The sequence below is a fragment of the Baekduia alba genome, assembly GCF_028416635.1.
Taxonomy (GTDB): domain Bacteria; phylum Actinomycetota; class Thermoleophilia; order Solirubrobacterales; family Solirubrobacteraceae; genus Baekduia; species Baekduia alba.
The window spans coordinates 2285635-2305712 of record NZ_CP114013.1 but is presented as its reverse complement, the minus strand read 5'-3'; the positions used below and the strand labels follow the sequence as shown (position 1 = coordinate 2305712).

The following is a 20078-nucleotide window of genomic DNA, read 5'->3' as shown; positions in this document are numbered from 1 at the left end:
CGGACGTTAGCGCTTGACGCGCTGCCGCTTGGACGCGGCGGGATCTTCGCTGGGCGGGGCGCCCTCGTAGCTGATCATCGTGAGGCGCGCGCGCACCTGCTCGCTTCCGTCGCGGATCCGGACGGCGGCCCTGGCCTGCTCTTCCAGCGCCCAGTCGAGCACCTCGGCCATCTTGTCGTTCAGCTCGATCCAGCCCTCTTCGTCGAGCAGCAGCGGCGTATACGAGAGGTGCCGATCGGTCCGCTCCTCGAACGTGTCGGCGGCGATCGCCTCGCGCATGTCCCCGAGCGCGTTGTTGAGGAGCGTCGTCGTGACCGCCTTGCGGGCGCTCAACGGCATCTGCGCCCAGTCGTCCTCGTTGAGGAACGCCCGCGTCAACGCGCGGTAGTGGTGCTCGATCGCCCCGCGCCGCGGCGTCGTCCTCACGAGCTCGATGCAGTCGAGCTCGCGCAGGATCCGGACGTGGTAGCTGACCAGGGGCAGCGACTCGTCGAACTCCTTGGCCATCTCGTTCGGGCTCGCCACGCCCTCGTTGAGCCTCGCCAGGATCTTCATCCGCAGCGGGTGCGACAGCGCCTTGACGATGTTGCTGTTCAGCTCGTGCGGGTCGGCGTTGCGCTTGCTCCGACGGGCACCGGCTGTCGTGGTCTTGCTCATCGGCGCTCCCCGCCGTCGTGCTGTGACAGAACCTGCTGCAGCCGACCACGCGCACGGTGCAGCCTCACCTTCGCCGTGCCCTCAGGGATGCCGAGGGCCAGGGCGACTGCGGGCTGCGTGAGGTCGTCGACGTACCGCAAGGCCAACAGCTTACGGTCCTGCGGGGTCAGACTGCGAACCGCTCGGCGCACGTCGACCTGCAGATCCAGCAGTTCGAGCCGCTTCGAGGCGGCCCTGTCGGCGAAGTCGCCGTGCTCGTCGAGGCTGATGGCGACGCCGTTCCGCGCCCGGTGCCTCATCGCCTCGCGGCGCACGATCGTGCGCAGCCAGGCGACCGGATGGTCGGGCGCCTCAGCGGTCTGGAGGCTCTTCCAGGCGCGGATCAACGCCTCCTGCGCGATGTCCGCGGCGTCGGCCGGAGGGGCCAGCCTGCGCGCCTCCCGCAGACACTGCCGGTGCATGAACTCCCAGTCGAGCGGACCCAACTGGAAAGAATTTGAGATGGGATGAAACGCTTTTGAGCGCTTTGAGGGTCTGGACATGACATGACCCTGCTCGGCTCAGACGCCATTGCGGAAAAAGAAACGGTCGCGGCTCCGTATGACCCGCTCGCTCCGCATTACGACGCGTTCAACAGCGCACCGGAGTACGAGGATTGGCTCGCCGCGCTCCTCCAACTCGCCGCTGAGCACGGGCTCGACGGCGGACTCGCGCTCGACGTCGGATGCGGGACCGGGCGGTCCGTCGCGGCGCTGCTCTCGGCGGGCTTCGAGGCCTCCGGGGTGGACCCCTCGCCGGGCATGCTCGAGGTCGCTCGCGAGCGTCTCGGAGCGGGCGTCGAACTGGGCGTGTCAACGCTCCCCGAACCATTGCCAATTGGCCCAAAGTTGGACCTGGTCACAGCGTTCGGCGACGTTCTCAACTACATCGAGCCCGAGATGCTCAGCCGATCGATGACCGTTCTGGCCGACCGGCTGCGCCCGGGCGGGCTCCTGCTCTTCGACGCCAACACCCAGCTGGTGTTCACGACGTTCTTCGGCACGGCCCACGTCCGCGACGCCGGCGAGCGCTTCTTCGTCTGGGATCCGCTGGCCCAGGACGACCCCACCTACAGCGCCGACCTCCACGCCTTCGTGGCGGCCCCGGACGGCGACCCCAGCGGGTGGATCCGCACGGTCAGCCGCCACGTCCAGCACCGCCATCCGCACGAGCGCATCGTCGAGGCGCTGGACGACGCGGGGCTCGAGCTGCTCACCACGCGCGGCGCGCACGAAAGCGGCGAGCTCGACCTCGTCGCCGACGACGCGCGCCACATCAAGCGCATCTACCTGGCCCGACTTTCATGACCCCTACACGCACAGAGAGGAGGGATGCACATGCTCAAGATCGTCAAGATCGAGGAGGAGACGCTGCCGGTGGCTTCGCTCGTCAAGAACGGCTAAGCGAGGCACCCCCGATCCTGACCGCCCCCCGTTGCGGCCAGGACCGGGAACGCCCCCGGCTCAAGTCGACGATCGAGGTCATGACCGACCGCGATCGCGTCGTGCTCCTGCGCCATGGCCACCGAGGTGGTGACATCGCGCTGGAGGGCGATCCCGCCGTGCTCGTCGAGCTGCTCGCACAGCTCGACGGCACGCGTGGGCGCGAAGAGATCCTGGCGGCGCTGCGCGCGGGTCCTGTCCCCGCGCTCAGCGCCGCCGATCTCGACGAGGCGCTCGACGCCATGGCCGCGGACGCCATCACCGAGGACGCGTCCGAGGACCCCAGGCATCTCGACGAGCACGCGCTCGACCGCTACGACCGCCAGCTGCGCTACTTCAGCGACCTCGCCCCGGCCGGCATGCCGCGCGCCGCGGCGCAGGCCCGCCTGGAGTCCGCGACCGTCGCGGTCCTCGGGCTCGGAGGGCTGGGCGGACTGGCGGCGACGATGCTCGCCGCCGTCGGCATCGGGACGATCGTGGGCGTCGACCACGACGACGTCGAGCTCAGCAACCTGGCCCGCCAGATCCTCTATCGCGAGGACGACCTCGGCCGGCCCAAGGTCGAGGCGGCCGCCGAGCACCTCGGCCAGCTCAACGGGCGCACGACGTTCCGCGGCATCGCGCAGCGGCTCGAGTCGACCGAGGACGTCGCCCGGGTCATCGCGGGCACCGACTTCGTCGTCGGCGCCGTCGACTGGCCGGCGACCCAGATCTCGCACTGGGTCAACGCGGCGTGCTGGGACGCCGAGATCCCCTATATCTCGATGAGCATCTTCCCGCCGCTGCTGCGCGTCGGCCCGACCTACGTGCCCGGCGTCACCGGCTGCCGCGAGTGCCAGGAGACCGCCTACCGGCGCATCTACCCGCTCTACGACAAGGCGATGACCGTCCTCGACTCCCACGCGCCGGGCGCGACGTACGCGCCGTCGTGCGGCGTGATCGGCTCGCTGATCGCCAACGAGGTCGTCGCCTACATCACCGGCCTGCACCCGCTGACGTGCGAGGGCAACGCCTTCATGATCGACACGACGACGCTGACGGTCACGCGCGAGGCGGTCCCCCGCGACCCCGACTGCCCCGTGTGCGGCACCTCGACCATGCGTCCGCCCCGCTGACCCGCACCCACCGCCCGGCCGAGCACCCCGGACATGGACGTCCGGCTCTCGGAAGTGCTCGCCGCGCTCTCGCACGCCCTCGACATCACCGAGGGCCAGCCGCGCGGGCACGCGGAGCGGACGTGCCTGATCGCGATGCGCGTCGCGCGCCAGCTCGACCTCGACGGGCCGACCCGCTCGTCGCTCTTCCACGCGGCGCTGCTCAAGGACGCGGGCTGCTCCTCGAACGCGGCGAAGGTCGCCGCGCTCTACGGCGCCGACGACGCCGACGTCAAGCGCGACCGCAAGACCACCGACCACCTCCAGCCGGGCCAGTCGATCCGGCATCTCGTGCGCGCGACCGCGCCCGGCCGCTCGCCCGTGGCCAAGGCCAAGCACTTGAAGCTGCTGGTCGCGCACGGCTCGACCGGCTCGCGCGCGCTGACCGAGCTGCGCTGCGAGCGCGGCGCCGAGGTGGCGCGCGCGGTTGGCCTGAGCGTCACGGCCGAGCAGGCCATCCGCGACCTCGACGAGCACTGGGACGGCCGCGGCTACCCGCACTCGCGGGCGGGCGAGCAGATCTCTCTGTGCGGCCGGATCCTGTGCCTCGCCCAGACCGCCGAGGTCTACTGGCAGGACGGCGGCGGCGCGGCCGGCGCGTGCGGCGTCGCGCGCGACCGCCGTGGCACGTGGTTCGACCCGGCGCTCGTCGACGCCCTGCGCGCGACCGAGGACGACCATCGCTTCTGGGCGACGCTCGACGAGCCCCGCGTCGCCTCGCTGGAGCCCGTCGACCGCCTGCTGCACGCCGACGACGACGGCCTGGACCGGATCGCGGGCGCGTTCGCCGGGATCGTCGACGCCAAGACGCCGTACACGGCACGCCACTCCGAGGGCGTGGCCGAGATCGCCGTGCGGCTGTCGGCGGCGCTCGGCTTCGACGCCCAGCAGCAGCGCGAGCTGCGCCGCGCCGGGTTGTTGCACGACATCGGCAAGCTCGGCGTGTCGAACCGCATCCTCGACAAGCCCGGCAAGCTCGACGCCGGCGAGTGGGCCGCGATGCGCCGCCATCCCACCTGGACGCTGGAGATCCTGCAGCGCATCCCGGCGTTCGCCGGCCTCGCCGAGGTCGCGGCCAACCACCATGAGAAGCTCGACGGCTCAGGCTACGGCCGCGGGCTGACCGCCGCGGCGCTGACGCTCCCGGCGCGGATCCTCGCCGTCGCCGACATCGCCGAGGCGCTGACCGCCGACCGCCCCTACCGCGAGGCGCTCGGCCCCGACGAGGTGCTCGCGATCATGCGCCGCGACGCGGGCACGAGCCTGGACGCCGACACGTTCGCCGCGCTCGAGGCGCTGCTGCCCGTGTGGAGCCCGGTCGCCACGCCGGTCGCGGCGTAGGCCCGCGCGTCGTCAACGCGCCCAGGTCGGCAGCACGTCCCACGCGGCGATGCGCAGGTGCTTGAGCACCGCCAGCGTGCGCAGCGTCGCGCCCGGACCCTCGGAGGAGACGACGTCGCCGCAGCGCAGCGCCGACGCGGGATCGAGCTTGCCGATGAACCAGCGGTAGGCGTCCTCGGCCGTGCAGGCCAGCTCGAGGTCGGCGGCGCCGCCCGCCGGCGCGTCGCCGGCCACGTGGGCGCGGCCGTCGCGCAGGTCCAGCACGAGCGTCGCGTCCGGCTCGCGCAGCGCGAACCGGACGACGGTGTCCAGCCGCCCGAGGCGCTCGCGCAGCGGCGGGTCGTTGGCGAGCGCGTCGCGCAGGCGGCCGCCGAGCTCGACGTGCACCGCGTCGGCGTCGGCGAAGCGCGGCGCCTCGCGCTCGGCGCGCAGGTGGGCCAGGACGTCGGCCGCGTTGCGCACCGGCGGCAGCGCGCGCAGGCGCTCCAGCCGGACGTCGGCGAACGCGTCGCCGCGTGCCGCGTCGCGCTCGAGCAGCGCGGCGTAGTGGCGGTCGGCCGCGGCACCCCAGGTCACGGCGCCGGCCTCGCGCTCCCAGTCGCGCGGGGCCAGCCGCAGCAGCCAGCCCGCGCCCTCGGGGTCGCGCGCCAGCAGGCCGGGGTCGTCGGCCAGCCGCGGGTTGACGGTCAGGACCGAGCCGCCGACCGGCGCCCACACGCCGAACGTCCCGGCCGCGACGCGCACGGTCGCGACGAGGTCGCCGGCCTCCAGCGACGCGCCCGGCGTGGGCAGCGTGAGCTGCGGCTCGCCGCCGAGGTCGGCGGCCAGCGCGCGAGTAAGTCCTACGACAACGGCGCCCAGCGCGGTCTCGACCCACAGGTGCGCGTCGAGCGCGATCCCGCGGGCGGCGGTGCCGAAGGCGGCCGGGTCGACCGCCGGGAGGCGCGGGGCCACCGGCGCGCCCCCGGCGCCCGCGGCGCGCCGCGCCGGCCACGTCGGGCTCGGCGTCCAGAGGTCGTCGGGCAGCGTCGCGCCGTGGCGCAGCGCCTCGTCGCTCAGCCGGTCGGGCGCCACGAGCGGGACGCCGTAGCGCTCGGCCGCGCGCGCGAGCGCGTCGCGCTGCTCCCACCCCGCGCGATCCGGGAGCGCCAGGGCGGTGACGCACGCCTGCTCGGCCCGAAACCCCGTGCGGTGCACCTCCAGGTCGCCCCACGCGGCGATCGCGCCGACCGCCTGGTCGGCGCGGAAGTCCAGCCGCCGGTCGCCCGGATCGGTCAACGCGTACAACCCGCACATGCAGTCGGCGACCGGCGGCATGTGCCGGACGTCGCGCGCGCAGACGGCCCGGTTGGCGCCCGGCTCCCACGGCAGCGCCGTGAACGTCCACGGCCGCAGCAGCCCGTCGTCCTCGATGTGCCAGGCGCGGTAGCCGACGACGGCCTCGACGAAGTCAGGAGCGCTCTCAGGCATGGCTCTCCACGGCCGCGCGCGCGAGCCCCTGGGCGAGCTGGCGCCCGGAAGCCGAGCCGCCGGGCGAGGTCTTCCGCTCACTCACGCCGGGACGGGCTCGCGCTCGGGCGCCGGCGCCTCGGCGGGCTCGCGCTCGAACGGCTCGGCCTCGCGCTCGGCGGGCGCCGGCCGTTGCGCCGGCGCGGGCAGGCGGAGGGGCTCGACACGGATGCGTCGCGAGGGACCGGGCAGATCGAGGCAGACCGTCACGGCGCCGGAGGCTACGTCCCGGACCAGATGGCACCGCCGGGTCGGCGGATGCAGACGTTTGATCCGGCGCCGATGAGGAACAACTCACGCCAGGCTCCTCAGCCGACCCCTCCCCGTCATGCCCGACCAGCTCACCGTCGACATCGATCGCGATCGCACAGCGCCCGCCTCCGCGCGGCGCGCCGTGGAGCGCTTCGGCGACACGCTCGACCCGGGCGTGGTGCCCGACGTCAAGCTGCTCGTCTCCGAGCTGATCGCCAACGCCGTCAAGTACGGCCGCGAGGGCCGGGTCCAGCTGATCCTGCGCTCCGAGGACCCGCACCACGTGCACGTCGAGGTCGTCGACCAGGGCGTCGGCTTCGTCCCCGCGGCGCGCGACCGGCCGAAGACCGAGCCGGGCGGCTGGGGCCTGCACATGGTCGAGGCGCTCACCCAGCGCTGGGGCGTGCGCGACGGCTCGACGCACGTGTGGTTCGAGATCGACCGCCGCTAGACACCCGCGGTCAAGAACGGCCTCTGTGCGCCCGATCACACCGGGGACATGGGGAGCCGGGTCGATCGCCTCGCCGCGCATCTGCGTTCGTCGCCGGACGCCGAGCGGCTGCTGGCCGGGCGCGTCGGCGGCGCGCTGTGGCTGGTCGCGGCCGTCGCGACCGTGGCGCTCCCGCTCTTCCCGCAGGTCGACACGCCGCTGTTCCCGTGGCCCGCGCTGTGGACCGCCGGCGCCGTCGTCTGGGGCGTGTGCGCGATCTTCGTCATCGACTGGAGGCGCGCGCCGAGCTGGGTGCTGCCGACCGCCAACGCCGCCGCGATCACGGTCATCGCCGGGATCACGCTGATCACCGGCGGCGTCGACTCCCCCGCGCGCCTCTACATCTTCTTCGCGCTCGTCTACGCGTCGTGCTTCGTCGACGCACGCCAGGCGGTCGGCCTCGTCGTCGCCTGCGCGGCCGCGTGGGCGCTGCCCGTCGTCGGCGACCGCGGCGTGCCCGCCGCCGCCGGCGAGCTGGCGATGGCCCTCCCGATCTTCGCCGTCGTCGGCGGCCTGCTGCTCATGGGCCGCGCGCTGCTGGCGACGATGTACGACAACGCCCAGCGCCTCTCCGAGGAGCACCACGCGCTGCGCTCGATCGCGACAGCCGTCGCCGCCGGCCAGCCGACCGACGCCATCTGCTCGCTGGCCGCCGAGCAGGCCGGGCGGCTGCTGGGCGCCAACGGCGGCGGCATCCTGCGCTTCGAGGCCGACGACAGCATCACCGCGATCGGCACCTGGCAGGACACCGGCACACGCGTCGTGCCGGGGACCCGCTACCCCATCGCGGCCACGAGCCCGATCGCGGCGATCCGCCGCGACGGCCGCGCCGTCCGCCTCGACGACACGCGCCTGCCCGGCGCCCACGACTCCCCCACGCTGCGCGACAACGGCTTCGTCGCGTTGGCGGGCACGCCGATCCAGGTGCGCGGCCGGCTCTGGGGCGCGGCGGTCGTCACGTCCTACGACCCGTTCACGTTCCCCGCCGACACCGAGCAGCACCTCTCGGAGTTCGCCGAGCTGATCGGGATGGCGGTCGCCAACACCGAGGAGGTCGCGCGCCTAGAGGCCGACGCGACCACCGACCCGCTCACCGGCCTGGCCAACCACCGCGCCTTCCAAGAGCGCCTGCGGGCCGAGCTCGGCCGCGCCGCGCGCCACGGCTCGTCGGTCGCGGTCGCGCTGGTCGACGTCGACAACTTCAAGGCCGTCAACGACGCCGGCGGGCACGCGATCGGCGACTCGGTCCTGCGCGACGTCGCGGGCGTCCTGGGCGAGCACCTGCGGGCCGAGGACGTCCTGGCGCGCGTGGGCGGCGACGAGTTCGCGGTCCTGCTGCCGGAGTCCTGCGCGGCCGACGCCGTGGCCGCGCTGGAGCGCGCGCGCCGTGCCATGGAGCGCGCGCCCCACACCGGCGGCGCGCGCGTGACGATCTCGGTCGGCGTCTGCGACGTCGCGCACGCCATCGACGCCGAGCAGCTCACGCGGTTCGCCGACGGCGCCCTGTACTGGTCCAAGGAGCACGGCCGCAACCGCATCTCGGCCTACGACCCGGAGACGATCCACGAGCTGTCGGCCGTCGAGCGCATCGGCGCGCTCCAACGGTCACAGGCCCTGACCGGCATCCGCGCGCTGGCGCGGGCGATCGACGCGCGCGACGCGAGCACGCGCGAGCACTCCGAGCGCGTCGCCAAGCTCACCGCCCGCCTGGCCGAGGCCCGCGGCTGGACCGCCGACCGCGTCGCGCTGCTGCACGAGGCCGCGCTGGTCCACGACGTCGGCAAGATCGGGATCCCGGACGCGATCCTGCTCAAGCCCTCCCGCCTGACGCGTGAGGAGTACGAGGTCATCAAGGACCACGCCGAGCTGAGCGCGCGGATGGTCGAGGAGATCCTCGGCTCCGAGCAGGTCGAGTGGATCCTCAGCCACCACGAGCGCCCCGACGGGCGCGGCTACCCGCGCGGGCTGCGCGGCGCGCAGCTCAGCGAGGGCGGGGCGCTGCTGGCCGCGGCCGACGCGTTCGACGTCATGGTCTCGACGCGCCCCTACTCCCCCAGCCGCTCGATCGACGACGCGCTGCGCGAGTGCCGCGAGCTGATCGGCGAGCAGTTCGCGCGCGTGGCGGTCGAGGCGCTCGAGGCCGTCTACGGCCCGGCGACCGCGCTGCTCGACGCGGCCTAGCGCGAGGCAGGCCTACAGGATCACGGCCTGCCGCACCGCCGCACCCGCGGCGAGGCGGTCGAACCCCGCGTTGATCTCGTCCAGGCCGATGCGGTGGGTCAGCAGCTCCTGCACCGGCAGCTCACCGTTCTTGTAGGCCTCGATGAAGTGCGGGATGTCGCGCTCCGGGACGCACGAGCCGAGGTAGGAGCCCTTGAGCGTCCGCTCCTCGGTGACGAGGCTGACGGCCTGGATGTCGAGGCGCTGCTCGGGATGCGGCAGGCCGACGGTGACGGTCGTCCCGCCGCGGCGGGTCGCCTCGTAGGCCTGGGCCAGGACGCGGGCGCTGCCGACGGTCTCGATGACCTTGTCGCCGCCGCCCCCGGTGGCCTCGCGGATCGCCTCGACGGCGCCCTCGCCCGCGTGGATCGGCGTGGCGCCCAGCGCTCGCGCGTGCTCGAGCTTCTCCTCGACGACGTCGACCGCGACGACCTCCGCCGCGCCGGCCATCTTCGCGCCCAGCAGCGCGGCCAGGCCGACGCCGCCGAGGCCGAAGACCACGACGCGGTCGTCCGGCCCGACCTGCGCGCTGTTGACGGCGGCGCCGACGCCGGTCAGGACCGCGCAGCCGAACAGCGCGGCGATGTCGTAGGGCAGCTCCGGGTCGACCTTGACGGCCGAGTGGGCCGAGACGACGACGTGGTCGGCGAACGCGCTGACGCCGAGGTGGTGGTGCAGCGGCGCGTCCCAGCGGCGCGCGCCGCTGAGCAGCGTGCCGGCCGCGTTGGCCGCGGCGCCCGGCTCGCACAGCGCGGCGCGGCCGGCGCGGCAGGGCCCGCAGTCCCCGCACGTGGGCACGAAGGACAGGACGACGTGGTCGCCGATCGCGAAGCCCGGCGTGTCGCCGCCGGTCGCGACGACCGCGCCCGCCGCCTCGTGGCCGAGCACCATCGGCATCACGCGCGGGCGCGAGCCGTCGATCACCGACAGGTCGGAGTGGCACAGGCCGGCGGCGCCGACCCGGATCAGCAGCTCGCCCGGTCCGGGCGGCGCCAGCTCGAGCTCGACGACCTCGAGCGGCCGGGAGTCGACGTAGGGCTGGGGCAGCCCCATCTCGCGCAGCACCGCGCCGCGGACCTTCATGCGATCGCCTCCAGCGCGCCGCGGATCGGCTCGGGGATCGGGACCGGCCGGCGCGACGCGCGGTCCACGAACACGTGCACGAACCAGCCGGTGGCCGCGACGGTCTCGCCCGCCGCGCCGCCGAACAGCCCGATCTCGTACCTGACCGAAGACGTGCCCAGGTGGCCGACGCGCAGCCCCGCCTGCACCGCCTCGGGGAAGACGAGCGCCGCGGTGAACGCGCAGTGCGACTCCGCGCACAGGCCGATCGCGTCGCCGCCGATGATGTCCAACCCGCCCACGTTGATGAGGTACTCGTTGATGATAGTGTCGAAGAACGCGTAGTACTGGACGTTGTTGACGTGGCCGTAGACGTCGTTGTCGTACCAGCGCGTCGGGATCGTCATCCGGTGCGGGTAGTCGGTCAGCGCAGGCGTGGCGGTCATGAGCGATGGCGGAGCATCAGGCGGCGGACGAGGTCGTCGTCGAAGCGCGCCGGCTGCGTCGTCGCGATGAAGTCGTGCAGCAGCGCGACGAACCGGTCCGGGTCGTCGTTGAACGGGAAGTGCCCGGCGCCCGGGAAGACCTCGAAGCGGCTGTTGGGCATCCGCTCGTGGGCCTCCCGGCCGTGCTTGACCGGGATCATGCGGTCGCGGTCGCCCCAGACGATCAGCGACGGCACGTGCTCGGCGAGGTACAGCCGGTCGGTGGCGTCGACGCGCTGGCCGGTCGGGTCGATCACCGACCGCGCGGTGTGGACGAACGCGCGCCGCGCGCTGGCGTCGCCCAGCGACTCGAAGCCCTCGGCCATGCCCTGCACGTCGGCCGAGGCGCGCAGGCCCACGCGGCCCAGGACCGAGCCGACGACCGAGCCGGCGCCGCGCAGCGGCGACGAGGCCAGCAGCGGCAGGACGTACTCCGCGCCCGGCAGCGTCGCGGCCCGCAGCACGAGGCTGACCTCGGAGCCCAGGCCACCGGAGTCCACCAGCGCCAGCCGCTCGACGCGCTCGGGGAACTGGTAGGCGAACTGCATCGCCACGCCGCCGCCCAGCGAGTGGCCGACGACCGTCGCGCTCGGGACCTCCAGCGCGACCAGCAGGTCGCGCAGGCCGGAGGCGTAGGCGCCCAGCGAGTAGTCGCCGCGCGGCTTGGCCGACCGTCCGTGCCCGAGCAGGTCGGGCGCGATGACGTCGTAGTGCTCGGCCAGGGCCGGCATGACCGTGCGCCAGGTCCGCGAGCTCGACGTGATCCCGTGGACGAGCAGGACGGCCGGGCCCGCCCCTACGCGGTGGTAGGTGACGGGGTGGCCGTGCAGCTCGATCTGCTGCGACGTGGACGGGGGCATCCGTGCGCTGCAACATATCGGTCGAGCGTTGCGCGGGCGCCTGACAGCGGCCTCCGCCTACGGCGCCGCGAACCCGGCGGTCTGCCCCGCGTAGACCGACGGGCCGCGCGGGGAGTCCAAGGACACGCTGTAGGTGCCGGCCGGCGTCGCGGCCGGCGCGATCGAGGTGTAGGTGCTGCCGTCGGCGCTGACGTCGGCGGTCGCGACCGGGTCCTGGGTGTAGCGGTCGAAGCAGCCGGGCGGGACGCCGTTCTGGTTGGGGCTCGGGACCGAGCCGGGCGTGCTCACGGAGGCGTTGCAGATCCGGTCGAGCTTGCGGTCCAGGCGGACCTTGCGCCCGGGCTGGGCCGGCGTGATCGCGCCGGTGACCTGCAGGCGGCCGTCCGCCAGCCGGGTCGCGCTCGCCGTCACGTGGACGTAGGTCTGGACGTAGTTGGTGGCGTTGGTCGGGATCGCCACGTCGCCGCCGGCGGGCCGCGTGACCGCCGCCAGGATCCGGCGCGGCACGGGCGAGCCCGGGATCCGGATCGTCGCCAGGCCGTCGGCGCCGGTGACGCCGGTCGCGCCGGTGGGCGCGGGCGTCGGCACCGCCGACGACGTGTCGGTCGCGGTCGCCGCCAGCAGCTCGACGGTGACGCCGGCCACCGGCGCGGGGTCGCCGACGGTCGCGGTCCGGCTCACGGTCTGCCGCGTGAGCGTGGCGACCGCGGAGGGGTCGCTGTCGACGTAGACCGGCTGCGGCGAGACGGCCAGCGACAGCGCGGGGATCAGCTGGCGCGCGGCGCTCGCGAACGGGTCGTCGCCGCCCACGACGACGCACGGGCAGTCACCGGCGCCCTCGTAGTTCTCGGTCTGGGTGTAGTAGCTGCGGCCCCGATCGCGGGAGAACGCGCCGCCCAGGTTCACGAACGCGCGGGCGTCGGAGCGCGTGCGCGTCGACAGGTTCCAGCGCGTGAAGGCGTTGGCCTGGCGGATCCCGCCGCGGACCGTGTACAGGTAGGAGCCGTCGAAGGCGATCGACCCGATGAAGTTGCTCTCCTCGCCCTGGGCCTCGCGCTGGAACGTCCGCGACGACCCGCCGCCGACCCGGACCACGCGCGCCTCGGTGGCGCCCGTCCCGTACGTCACCGCCGGGTGTGCGAGCACGCCGACGTAGGAGGACGTCAGGTCCAGCTGCGAGATGTCGGCGCAGTGCCCGCGGTCGAGCTTGCGGGCGGTCCCGGTCGGCAGCGTCCGGACGTAGGGCACGTCGCACTTGCCGTCGCGCACGGTGTAGGCGGCCTTGGACCCGTTGATCGCGAGCGCCGGCGCGCCGCCCCCGCGGTAGGAGATGTGGCCGGCGACGCTCAGGGTCGACGGCCCGCCGGTGCGCAGCACCGCCGAGAGGACGTCGCACGCGTGCGAGCGGGTGGAGCAGTTGCCGGCCCACGCGACCTGCGCGCCGCCGCCGCCCCGCTTGGTCCCGACGTCGAACGGCGCCGACGCGGGCGCCCGCAGCGACGTCGCCACGGCGGCGCCACTCCCGGCGCGCAGCACGAACCGCCCGTCGTCGCCCCGCCACGCCGCCCAGCCCGCGTCAGCGGAGATCGGCGTGCCCTTGGCGCTGGAGCCGACGGCCGTGTCGGCCGACGCCGGGACCGCGGAGCACAGCACCGCGAGCGCGGCGACGAGGAGGACGGAGCGGAGATGGGGCATGGACACTCAACTGCCCGCATCCCGCGAAGGTCACGTCACGCTGTCCGCGTGCGGGCGGTCCAGCACCACGCCGTCGCGCCCCGCCGCCTTGGCGGCGTGCGTCGCGCGGTCGGCCTCGACGATCAGCGCCTCGCCCGAGGCGGCCCCGTCGCAGGCGGCGGCCACGCCGACCGACGCGGTCGCGCCGAGGTCGAGCCCGCGCACGACGTCGACCAGCGCCCGCGCCGGCGCGCCGTCCTGGGCGGCGCGCGTGACCGCGACCGCGGCCCCGCGGTGGGCCGCGGGAACCGTCGTCAGTTGGCACGTCGCCGCTCATCGATGCCCGTCCGCAGACCCCGCGGCGGGCGAACGCCCACCCGGGCTCGCCGTGGCTGAGGTGAATTTCGGCGAGCCCGGGCGACCGGCGTCTGCTGGATGCAACGTAGGGCGAGCGGCGACGCGCCGCCTCACCCGCCGAGGATGATCTCCGATCACCCGGCCGGTGTGGACGATCCCGGCCATGGCTTCCTCCTCTTCGCGCTCGGCGCGCTACGACGACGTCGGCGTCAACGGCTGGCAGGCGTTCGCCGGGATCATCCTGTTCCTCAGCGGCGTCTTCGGCTTCCTCTACGGCCTGGCGGCGGTGCTCAACGACGACGTCGTGACCGTCGGCGGCGGCACGGGCGTCACCGTCTGGAGCTTCACCGCGTGGGGCTGGATCCACATGATCGTCGGCGTGCTGATGGCCAGCACGAGCATCGGCTTGTTCATGATGAAGGGCTGGGCACGCTTCGCCGCGATCGTCTTCTGCATGCTCAACGTGCTGATCCAGTTCGGGACGATCTCCGCGTTCCCGCTGTGGTCGCTGCTCGTGATCGCCCTCGACATCGTGATCATCTACCAGCTGACCGCGAACTGGGCGCCCGACGAGCTCGCTCCCTAGCCGGCGCTCGTCGGTCTCGCGGTAGGAGTTGTCCTCGTCCAGCATGGCCGTTCGTCGACGGGGTCGGCGAGCGCGGCCAGCGAGGTCAGCGCACAGACCTGGAACTTCGACACGGCGCGCACGATGCCTGGAGACGACCCATCCGAAACCTACGTCACGGGAGCGTCACGCGCTGGGCGCGCCGTCGAGCAGATGCGTCGGGAACGAGCCCTTCAGCAGCCAGCCGCCGTCGTCGAGGCGCACCACGTCGCCGCGCTTGACGAGCTCCCCCACCGCCTGGCTGACCGTTGGGCGCTGGGCGCCGACGAACCGGGCCATCATCGTGTGGTTGATCGGGACCGGGACGAGGACGCCGTCGGGCGTGACGCGCCCGAAGCGCTCGGCCAGGCCCCACAGCGAGAGCAGCACGCGGTCGTCGATCCGCACGACCTGGTGGATGAGCAGGCGCAGCGACGCGCTCGTCGCCCGCCCCATCACGCGGCCCGTCACCTGGCCGAGGACCGACGGCCAGCGCGCGGCCTTCACCGCGAACGCGGCGTCCAGCAGGGCGAAGCGCACGGGCTCCAGCGCGTCGAAGCGCAGCTCGGGCGACAGCGCCGCCGCGTGGCGGTCGGTCGGCCACGGCCGGACGAGGTCGCCGGGGCCGAGCACCTCGAGGCTGGCGCGCTTGCCGACGATGACGTCGCGCGCCAGCACCCCGTCGAACAGGAGCATGCCGAGCTCGGTCGGGGCCGCCGCCCACGTGGCCGCGGCGTCCCAGCGGCCACGCTCGATGCTGATGGTCGGCACGACCAGCTCGCGCTCGGCCAGCGCGAAGTCCGGAGCGTCCAGCCCCTGTCCGAGGTCGGGGTCGACCTCCAGCACGCGCACTGACCCATGCATCGAGGAGTCAGTAGATACCCCGCGACCGCGTCGGGCGCAAGCGCCGTCCGCGGCCGCGAGGGTGACGTGCCGGGGCTCAGTCGCGCGCCATCGCCGCCGCCAGGTGCGCCTCGACGTCCACGTAGAGGTCCTCGCCGATGTCGAAGACGACCTTCGCGATCGCGCCGCCCGTGAAGGGGTAGCGCGATCCGGCGTAGTCCTGGCCGACCGCGTCGCCGATGCACAGGCCCTCGCCGCAGAGCGAGAAGTGGCCGGTCATCGTCCGGATCTGCTCCTCGGCCACGACCTGGCCGTCGACGTGGAGCTTCAGCGGGCCGTGCGACTCGTGGTGCTCCCCCATGCGCTCCTTGGTGAACTCGACGCCGAGCACGTGCGCGCCGTCGGAAGGCACGTCGGCGACGACACGCTGCTCGGGTGGGATCCCGAGGAAGTTGTAGGCGTAGCGGAGCTTGCCGTCCTTGATGTACAGGCTGTGGCCGCCGAAGCGCGACCCGTGCGCGAAGATCACCCCCTCGCTGTCCGGGGTCAGCTCGACCTCGGCGAGCACCTTGTAGGACACGCCGTGCGTGTTGGCCGCCGAGCGCTCCGGGACCTCGGTCGTGCCGGGGTAGTACGTGTACTGCCCGCTGAGCGGGACGGGGATCTTGAACTCCATCGCCAGGAACTTCTCGAGGTCCCTGCCGGCGACCTCCATGTCGTTGAGCGGCAGCACGTGGTTGCGCTGGGCCTCCTCGAACCAGAGGTCGACGAGCTCCTTGACCTTCTCGGGGTGCTCGTCGGCGAGGTCGCGGGCCTCGGCGCGGTCCTCGTCGGAATGGAACAGCTGCCACTTGTCCTTGTCGAAGTTGCTCAGACCGGAGATCGGGCCGTGCTCGGTGACGGCCTTCCAGCCCCGGTGCCAGAGGCCGCGCTGCCCGAACATCTCGTAGTACTGGGTCACCTTCTGCGTCGGGGCGTCGGCCGCGTCGAAGGAGTAGCGCATCGACACCCCGTCCAGCGGGGACTGCGCGTGGCCGTCGACGGTGTCCGGCATCGCGATGCCGCAGGCCTCGAGGATCGTCGGGTAGACGTCGGTCGAGTGGTGGTACTGGTCGCGTACCTCGCCCCGGGCCTGGATGCCCTTCGGCCAATGGATCACGAGCGGGTCGCAGATGCCGCCCTGGTAGGTGTAGCGCTTGAACATCCGGTAGGGCGTCGAGAACGCCACCGCCCAGCCCGTCGGGTAGTGGTTGTAGCCGTCCGGGCCACCGAGCTTGTCGATCAGCGGGAGGTTGTCCTCGGTCGTGTCCGGCCAGCCGTTGAAGTACTTGCCCTCGTTGACCGAGCCGTTCGGGCTGCCCTCGCCCGAGGCGCCGTTGTCGGCGCAGTAGAAGATGATGGTGTTGTCGAGCTGGCCCGACTCCTCCAGGTAGTCGACGATGCGCCCGACCTGCGCGTCGGTGTACTCCGAGAAGCCGGCGTAGACCTCGGCCATGCGGCAGAAGAGCGCCTTCTCCTCGGCCGACAGCTCGTCCCACGGGCGCACCCGGTCGCCCGCGCTGAACGTGCCCTCCGCCATCGGGTTGATCGGCGTCAGCTCCGTGCCCTCGGGCAGGATCCCGCGCTCGATCATCCGCGGCAGGACCCACTCGCGATAGGCCTCGTAGCCGTCGTCGAACTTGCCCTTGTACTTGTCGATGTACTCCTGCGGGGCATGGTGGGGCGCGTGGTTGGCGCCCGGGCAGAACCACAGGTACCAAGGCTTCTCCGCCTCGGACTGCTTGGAGTCGCGGATGAAGCGCAGCGCCTGGTCGGCGAGGTCCTTGGAGAGGTGGTAGCCCTCCTCGGGCGTGGCGGGCGCGTCGATGTAGTGGTTGTCCTCGGCCAGGTCCGGATACCAGTTGTTGGTCTCGCCACCGATGAAGCCGTAGAAGCGGTCGTAGCCCATGCCCAGCGGCCACTCCTTCTTCGAGGAGCCCTGCGTCCACGCGTCGACGGGCACGTTGTGGTTCTTGCCGATCCAGAACGTGCTGTAGCCGGCGTCGCGCAGCACGTGCGCGATCGTCCCGTTCTCGGGCGGGATGTGCGAGCTGTAGCCGGGGAAGCCCGTGGAGGACTCGGAGATCGACGCGAAGCCGTTGGAGTGGTGGTTGCGACCGGTCAGGAACGTGGAGCGCGTCGGCGAGCACAGCGCCGTGGTGTGCCACTGGCTGTAGGTCAGGCCGCCGTCGGCCAGCCGCTGCAGGGTCGGCATCTCGATCCGCCCGCCGTAAGGCGACCAGGCCGCCTGGCCCGTGTCGTCGTAGAGCACCACCAGCACGTTGGGCGCACCCTCTGGCGCAGGCTCGGCGGTGAACGCGCTCCAGTCCGCGACCGAGTCGCGGACGTCGAGCTCGATCCGTCCGTTGAAGGGCTTCTTGGGCATGGCTCAACCCTTTCCAGCGTCCGGGTGAGCGGACTCCACCCAAGCCGGGTGAACGGCCTGGTCGAGCGTGGGGCTGATCGTGAGGTGCGCCGTGACCCCGGCACGACGGAGGATCTCGGCGACCGGCGCGTGCACGGTGGCCAACCGCAGCTCGACGCCCTGCTCGTCGCGCAGCTGGTCCGCGAGCTCCTGGAGGGTGTCGGCGCTCTGGACGTCGAGGTCGGGCGACTGCGACAGGTCGAGCACGACGACCTTCGGCGAGGGCGTCGCGGCGGCCGCCGCGTCGAGCAGGCGCTGCTTGACCGCGTCCGCGTTGGAGTAGATGAACCCGCCCTCGATGCGCAGGACCAGCATGCCGGCGGGCGCCGACCAGTCGCCGTGGCGCTCGATCGCGCCCCACACGCCGCTGACCGCGTCGCGCCCCAACGCCACCACCGGCGGGCGGCTCATGCGCTGGACGACGAAGACGAGCGAGAGGGCGGCGGCGACCACCAGGCCCTGGAGGACGCCGAGCACGAGCACGCCCGCCAGCGCGACGCCGGCGAACACGATGGCGCTGCGGCGGATGTGCGCCATGCGCTTCAGCTCGGCGACGTCGAAGAAGCCGCTGACGGCCACGATCACGATCGCGGCCAGCGCCGCCTGCGGCAGGTCCTCGAAGAGCGGCGCGAGGAACGCGCCGGTGAGCAGCAGCAGGCCGGCGCAGATCACCGTCGCGAGCTGGCTGCGCCCGCCGGCGCCGTCGGCCGCGGCGGTCTGGCTCGCGCCGCCGGACTGGACGAAGCCGGACATGAGGCCGGCCGCGAGGTTGCCGGCGCCCATGGCCATCAGGTCGCGGTTGGCGTCGACGCGGTAGTGGTGCTTGACCGCGAGCTGGCGCGCGACGCCGACGGCCTCGGCGCTGACGACCAGGACGCCCAGCGCGGGCGCGATCAGCGCGACGATGTCGTGCGCGCCGACGTGCGGGACCGCCGGATCCGGCAGCGCGTTGGGGATGTCGCCGACGACGGCCACGCCGTGGTGTTCGAGGTTCAGCGCCGCCGACGCCACGATCGAGAGGACGAGGACCACCAACGTCGACGGCACCTTCGGGGCGAGGCGCCGGCCGACGACCAGCACCGCGATCGAGCCCGCGCCGACCGCGAGCGTCGTGCCGTGGATGTCGTCGAGGTGCCCGACGATGTCGCGCAGGCGCGGGAAGAAGTCGCCGTCGCCGGCCGGCAGGCCGATCAGGCTTGTCAGCTGCCCGACCGTGATCGTCAGGCCCAGGCCGAACAGGAAGCCGGTCATCACGGGGCGCGAGACGAGATCGGCGATCGCGCCGAGCCGCAACGCGCCGCCGATGATCAGCACGACGCCGACGACGATCGCGAGCATCGCCGAGAGCGCCGCGAACGCCCCGACGTCGCCGTGGGCGAGCGGCCCGACCGAGGCGGCGCTGAGCGCGCTGGTCGCCGTGGTGGCGGAGACGACGAGCTGGCGCGACGTGCCGAGCAGCGCGTAGGCGACCATCGCGCCCGGTGCCGCCATCAGCCCCGCCTGCGGCGGCAGCCCCGCGATCTGCGCGTAGGCGACCGCCTGCGGCGTGACGACCGACCAGATCACGAGGCCCGCGACGACGTCGGGCTTCAGCCAGCCGCGGGAGTAGTTGGCGATCCACGGCGGGACCAGGCGGCGCGGCGGCGGCGCCGGCACCGCCGCCGGGCTCGCGCTCACGCGAACACCCGTGTCCAATCGTCCTTCATGCTCACGGTCGTGAAACCCGCGGCCAGGGCCCGGTCGGCACCGCCGCGGTCGTCGACCTCGCGCTCGGCGCGTCGTGGACGACGAGCAGCCGCAGCGCCGGGCGATCCGGGCCGCCGGCGAAGCGCAGCATCGGGACGTCGCCGTTGGAGTTGCCGCCCGCGACGGCCGGCCGGCGGCCAACGCGCGACCAGATGTGCAGCGGCTTCTGCGGCCCGTCGTCGAAGAAGTCCAGCGACGCCTTGTAGACGATGGCGTCGCCCGCGCCGTCGTCGTCGCAGTACGCCAGGCCGAGGCTGGAGCCGACCACGCGCTCGCGCGGGATGCCGTAGAGCTCCTCGGCGGCGACGCGCATGAAGTCGCGGTCGCCGCCGGAGACGATGAACGTCAGGACGCCGTGGTGCTCGAGATGACGCAGCAGCTCGACCATCGGCGCGTAGGTGCAGGCCGTGTACGGCCGTTTGAACGTCGGGTGCTCGGCCTCGGCGAAGAACGCGGCGACGCGCCGCTCGTACTCGTCGACGGTCACGTCGGTGAACGTCTCCGACACGGCGGCGACGAGGAGCCGCAGGTCGGCGTCGTCGCCCTGGTAGTGCTTGACCATCGCGGCGCCGAGCCAGCGCACGTCGCCGTCCGCCGCGGCCTTGTAGGGCTGGCGGGCGCGCAGCGTCGGGTCGTCGCGCGCCGCCGCCGCGAGCTGGCGCACGACGTAGTCGAGCTGCACCGGCTTCGGCTTCTCGGTCCACAGCGTCCCGTCGTTGTCGAAGACCGCGATGCGCTCGCGCGGCTCGAGGTAGCCGGGCGCGCCGGCGGTCGTCGTCGCGGCGACGAACGCGTCGACGGCCGCGCGCGCGAGCCCGTCGCGCCAGGGCGGCAGGTCGATGGAGGCCTCCATGGCGTGCCACGCTCGTCGCCGTCGGG

Annotated in this window: 19 protein-coding genes; 6 read left to right on the top strand and 13 right to left on the bottom strand. The window is 73.3% G+C overall.

Annotated elements, in window-relative coordinates:
* Positions 1-6: 6 nt before the first annotated feature.
* Both DSM104299_RS11545 and DSM104299_RS11540 read right to left on the bottom strand, forming a co-directional pair.
* Positions 7-657: a helix-turn-helix domain-containing protein gene (locus DSM104299_RS11545; protein WP_272477460.1), complete on the bottom strand. Its 651-nt coding sequence runs from the start codon at positions 655-657 to the stop codon at positions 7-9.
* Positions 654-1142 (bottom strand): RNA polymerase sigma factor, encoded by a 489-nt coding sequence (locus tag DSM104299_RS11540; RefSeq protein ID WP_272477459.1) that lies wholly within the window; start codon positions 1140-1142, stop codon positions 654-656. Before DSM104299_RS11540 ends, DSM104299_RS11545 begins: the two co-directional genes overlap by 4 nt.
* A gap of 60 nt (positions 1143-1202) precedes the next feature.
* Between DSM104299_RS11540 and DSM104299_RS11535 the strand changes: the two genes are divergently transcribed.
* The 3 genes from DSM104299_RS11535 (at position 1203) to DSM104299_RS11525 (ending at position 4633) form a co-directional block, all read left to right on the top strand.
* Entirely contained in the window at positions 1203-2003 is an 801-nt protein-coding gene (locus tag DSM104299_RS11535) for a class I SAM-dependent DNA methyltransferase (RefSeq protein ID WP_272477458.1), read from the top strand.
* Positions 2004-2179: 176 nt separating this feature from the next.
* The gene (locus DSM104299_RS11530; protein WP_272477457.1) at positions 2180-3253 is read left to right on the top strand and encodes a TOMM precursor leader peptide-binding protein; all 1074 of its coding nucleotides are present in this window, start codon (positions 2180-2182) and stop codon (positions 3251-3253) included.
* 33 nt (positions 3254-3286) lie between these two features.
* Positions 3287-4633 (top strand): HD-GYP domain-containing protein, encoded by a 1347-nt coding sequence (locus DSM104299_RS11525; protein ID WP_272477456.1) that lies wholly within the window; start codon positions 3287-3289, stop codon positions 4631-4633.
* A gap of 12 nt (positions 4634-4645) precedes the next feature.
* Here the strand turns inward: DSM104299_RS11525 and DSM104299_RS11520 are convergent, their stop codons facing one another.
* Entirely contained in the window at positions 4646-6103 is a 1458-nt protein-coding gene (locus DSM104299_RS11520; RefSeq protein ID WP_272477455.1) for an SCP2 sterol-binding domain-containing protein, read from the bottom strand.
* A gap of 81 nt (positions 6104-6184) precedes the next feature.
* The gene (locus DSM104299_RS11515; protein ID WP_272477454.1) at positions 6185-6352 is read right to left on the bottom strand and encodes a hypothetical protein; all 168 of its coding nucleotides are present in this window, start codon (positions 6350-6352) and stop codon (positions 6185-6187) included.
* A 118-nt stretch (positions 6353-6470) separates the two neighbouring features.
* Between DSM104299_RS11515 and DSM104299_RS11510 the strand changes: the two genes are divergently transcribed.
* Both DSM104299_RS11510 and DSM104299_RS11505 read left to right on the top strand, forming a co-directional pair.
* On the top strand, positions 6471-6845 hold the full coding sequence (locus DSM104299_RS11510; RefSeq protein WP_272477453.1) for an ATP-binding protein: 375 nt from the start codon (positions 6471-6473) through the stop codon (positions 6843-6845).
* A 48-nt stretch (positions 6846-6893) separates the two neighbouring features.
* On the top strand, positions 6894-9065 hold the full coding sequence (locus DSM104299_RS11505) for a diguanylate cyclase (RefSeq protein ID WP_272477452.1): 2172 nt from the start codon (positions 6894-6896) through the stop codon (positions 9063-9065).
* A gap of 12 nt (positions 9066-9077) precedes the next feature.
* On the opposite strand, the gene DSM104299_RS11500 is transcribed toward DSM104299_RS11505, so the two are convergent.
* Genes DSM104299_RS11500 through DSM104299_RS11480 form a run of 5 tightly spaced genes read right to left on the bottom strand, consistent with a single transcriptional unit; the run spans position 9078 to position 13410 of the window.
* On the bottom strand, positions 9078-10187 hold the full coding sequence (locus DSM104299_RS11500) for a zinc-binding dehydrogenase (protein WP_272477451.1): 1110 nt from the start codon (positions 10185-10187) through the stop codon (positions 9078-9080).
* Positions 10184-10612, bottom strand: a complete 429-nt coding sequence (locus DSM104299_RS11495; protein ID WP_272477450.1) for an acyl-CoA thioesterase — start codon at positions 10610-10612, stop codon at positions 10184-10186. Before DSM104299_RS11495 ends, DSM104299_RS11500 begins: the two co-directional genes overlap by 4 nt.
* Positions 10609-11511, bottom strand: coding sequence for an alpha/beta fold hydrolase (locus DSM104299_RS11490; protein ID WP_272477449.1), 903 nt, complete (start codon positions 11509-11511; stop codon positions 10609-10611). Before DSM104299_RS11490 ends, DSM104299_RS11495 begins: the two co-directional genes overlap by 4 nt.
* Before the next feature lie 57 nt (positions 11512-11568).
* Complete coding sequence (locus DSM104299_RS11485) at positions 11569-13206, bottom strand: hypothetical protein (RefSeq protein WP_272477448.1); 1638 nt, start codon at positions 13204-13206, stop codon at positions 11569-11571.
* Between the two features lie 30 nt (positions 13207-13236).
* The gene (locus tag DSM104299_RS11480) at positions 13237-13410 is read right to left on the bottom strand and encodes a nucleotidyl cyclase domain-containing protein (RefSeq protein ID WP_272477447.1); all 174 of its coding nucleotides are present in this window, start codon (positions 13408-13410) and stop codon (positions 13237-13239) included.
* A gap of 295 nt (positions 13411-13705) precedes the next feature.
* On the opposite strand from DSM104299_RS11480, the gene DSM104299_RS11475 reads away from it, so the two are divergent.
* A complete protein-coding gene (locus DSM104299_RS11475) occupies positions 13706-14128 on the top strand; it encodes a DUF7144 family membrane protein (RefSeq protein ID WP_272477446.1) in 423 nt (140 codons plus the stop codon).
* A gap of 165 nt (positions 14129-14293) precedes the next feature.
* Here the strand turns inward: DSM104299_RS11475 and DSM104299_RS11470 are convergent, their stop codons facing one another.
* From DSM104299_RS11470 to DSM104299_RS11455, 4 genes are all read right to left on the bottom strand, one after another.
* Positions 14294-15010 (bottom strand): cyclic nucleotide-binding domain-containing protein, encoded by a 717-nt coding sequence (locus DSM104299_RS11470; protein WP_272477445.1) that lies wholly within the window; start codon positions 15008-15010, stop codon positions 14294-14296.
* Positions 15011-15086: 76 nt separating this feature from the next.
* Positions 15087-17414: an arylsulfatase gene (locus tag DSM104299_RS11465; RefSeq protein WP_272477444.1), complete on the bottom strand. Its 2328-nt coding sequence runs from the start codon at positions 17412-17414 to the stop codon at positions 15087-15089.
* Between the two features lie 3 nt (positions 17415-17417).
* Positions 17418-19130 carry a SulP family inorganic anion transporter gene (locus DSM104299_RS11460; protein ID WP_272477443.1) on the bottom strand — a complete coding sequence of 571 codons (1713 nt, stop codon included), beginning with the start codon at positions 19128-19130 and terminating at the stop codon, positions 17418-17420.
* 31 nt (positions 19131-19161) lie between these two features.
* Positions 19162-20052 carry an HAD family hydrolase gene (locus DSM104299_RS11455; protein ID WP_272477442.1) on the bottom strand — a complete coding sequence of 297 codons (891 nt, stop codon included), beginning with the start codon at positions 20050-20052 and terminating at the stop codon, positions 19162-19164.
* Positions 20053-20078 lie beyond the last annotated feature (26 nt).

What these genes read in the sequence shown, in the direction of transcription:
- DSM104299_RS11545 (WP_272477460.1), bottom strand. Translation starts at nt 657, where the DNA reads ATGAGCAAGACCACGACAGCCGGTGCCCGTCGGAGCAAGCGCAACGCC.
- DSM104299_RS11535 (WP_272477458.1), top strand. Translation starts at nt 1,203, where the DNA reads ATGACCCTGCTCGGCTCAGACGCCATTGCGGAAAAAGAAACGGTCGCG.
- DSM104299_RS11530 (WP_272477457.1), top strand. Translation starts at nt 2,180, where the DNA reads ATGACCGACCGCGATCGCGTCGTGCTCCTGCGCCATGGCCACCGAGGT.
- DSM104299_RS11525 (WP_272477456.1), top strand. Translation starts at nt 3,287, where the DNA reads ATGGACGTCCGGCTCTCGGAAGTGCTCGCCGCGCTCTCGCACGCCCTC.
- DSM104299_RS11520 (WP_272477455.1), bottom strand. Translation starts at nt 6,103, where the DNA reads ATGCCTGAGAGCGCTCCTGACTTCGTCGAGGCCGTCGTCGGCTACCGC.
- DSM104299_RS11510 (WP_272477453.1), top strand. Translation starts at nt 6,471, where the DNA reads ATGCCCGACCAGCTCACCGTCGACATCGATCGCGATCGCACAGCGCCC.
- DSM104299_RS11505 (WP_272477452.1), top strand. Translation starts at nt 6,894, where the DNA reads ATGGGGAGCCGGGTCGATCGCCTCGCCGCGCATCTGCGTTCGTCGCCG.
- DSM104299_RS11500 (WP_272477451.1), bottom strand. Translation starts at nt 10,187, where the DNA reads ATGAAGGTCCGCGGCGCGGTGCTGCGCGAGATGGGGCTGCCCCAGCCC.
- DSM104299_RS11495 (WP_272477450.1), bottom strand. Translation starts at nt 10,612, where the DNA reads ATGACCGCCACGCCTGCGCTGACCGACTACCCGCACCGGATGACGATC.
- DSM104299_RS11490 (WP_272477449.1), bottom strand. Translation starts at nt 11,511, where the DNA reads ATGCCCCCGTCCACGTCGCAGCAGATCGAGCTGCACGGCCACCCCGTC.
- DSM104299_RS11485 (WP_272477448.1), bottom strand. Translation starts at nt 13,206, where the DNA reads ATGCCCCATCTCCGCTCCGTCCTCCTCGTCGCCGCGCTCGCGGTGCTG.
- DSM104299_RS11475 (WP_272477446.1), top strand. Translation starts at nt 13,706, where the DNA reads ATGGCTTCCTCCTCTTCGCGCTCGGCGCGCTACGACGACGTCGGCGTC.
- DSM104299_RS11470 (WP_272477445.1), bottom strand. Translation starts at nt 15,010, where the DNA reads ATGCATGGGTCAGTGCGCGTGCTGGAGGTCGACCCCGACCTCGGACAG.
- DSM104299_RS11465 (WP_272477444.1), bottom strand. Translation starts at nt 17,414, where the DNA reads ATGCCCAAGAAGCCCTTCAACGGACGGATCGAGCTCGACGTCCGCGAC.
- DSM104299_RS11455 (WP_272477442.1), bottom strand. Translation starts at nt 20,052, where the DNA reads ATGGAGGCCTCCATCGACCTGCCGCCCTGGCGCGACGGGCTCGCGCGC.